Source organism: Arenibacter sp. P308M17 (genome assembly GCF_003426735.1).
Classification (GTDB): Bacteria; Bacteroidota; Bacteroidia; order Flavobacteriales; family Flavobacteriaceae; genus Arenibacter.
Window position 1 is genome coordinate 1 of the sequence record NZ_QVON01000026.1, and the last position, 1,050, is coordinate 1,050.

2 protein-coding genes are annotated in these 1,050 nt (G+C 38.0%); both read left to right on the forward strand.

The features are described 5' to 3' along the window. Positions 1 to 301: 301 nt before the first annotated feature. On the forward strand, positions 302 to 646 hold the full coding sequence (locus D0S24_RS20900) for a type II toxin-antitoxin system RelE/ParE family toxin (protein WP_117021792.1): 345 nt from the start codon (positions 302 to 304) through the stop codon (positions 644 to 646). A gap of 1 nt (position 647) precedes the next feature. Then, positions 648 to 938 (forward strand): helix-turn-helix domain-containing protein, encoded by a 291-nt coding sequence (locus D0S24_RS20905; protein WP_117021793.1) that lies wholly within the window; start codon positions 648 to 650, stop codon positions 936 to 938. Positions 939 to 1,050: the final 112 nt, after the last annotated feature.

Here is a 1,050-nt window from a genome sequence, read left to right on the forward strand (position 1 = left end):
TTATACATTACATTGTTTTTTAAGATTGCATAAATTTAAGTAAAACGTATTTTGAACACGACAAAGCTTCCGACCGGTAGGGAGGATTCGTTCAACAATGTATATAAAAAATAGGCGAAACAGTTATAAATTCAAGGGTTTGGGCTCGAATCAAACTTTGTGATTAACCGAAAGTTCAGTGCTTCGAAATAGCCTGCTTTTCATATACTAACCGTTGTAAAACATACTACCAAATTTAAGCGTCCAATCTAAATTCAATAAAATATTTTGAAAATAGTAACTTTTAAGTTACCTTTGAGCAATGGTAAAAGTCAGGGAGGTAATCCAATACAAAAACTATTTCGAAGAATTCTTGCTCAAACAGCCTAAAAAGGTTCAGGACAAGATATTCAAGGTTATCGAAATAATTGAAACCTATGAAAGGGTTCCCTCGACCTATCTGAAAGCGATTGTCGGAACAAAAGGACTTTACGAGGCCAGAATCAAATTGGGTTCGGACATTTGGAGGGTGTTCTGCTTTTTCGACAAAGGAAAACTCGTGATCCTGTTGAATGGATTTACCAAGAAAACTCAGAAGACACCTAAAAAGGAAATCGACAAAGCATTAGAACTAATGAATTCATACTATGAAGACAAAAAGAAATAAGATGGACACTAAAAGCTGGAAAGATATAAAAGATACGGTTTACGGTAAAAAAGGAACAGAGCGCAGGGATGGACTGGAAAGGGATTTTGAGTCCTTTAAAATCGGTCTCCTTTTGCGAAATGCGCGGGAAGAAAAAAACCTGACCCAAGAGCAGCTTGGCGAACTTGTGGACAAGAAGCGGACTTACATTTCACGTGTCGAGAACAATGGGAGTAACCTGACTTTAAAAACATTGTACGAAATCGTGGAAAAGGGACTTGGTGGAAAGGTTACTATCTCAATCGAGGTATAAAAAAGTACGTGTTACAATAACTAAGTATTCGGCCCGCCGATAGGCCAGGGCTGAATATCTTGTTGACGGATCCGGTTCCTCCCTATGGGGAAAGCCTTCTTTTTTGTGTTTG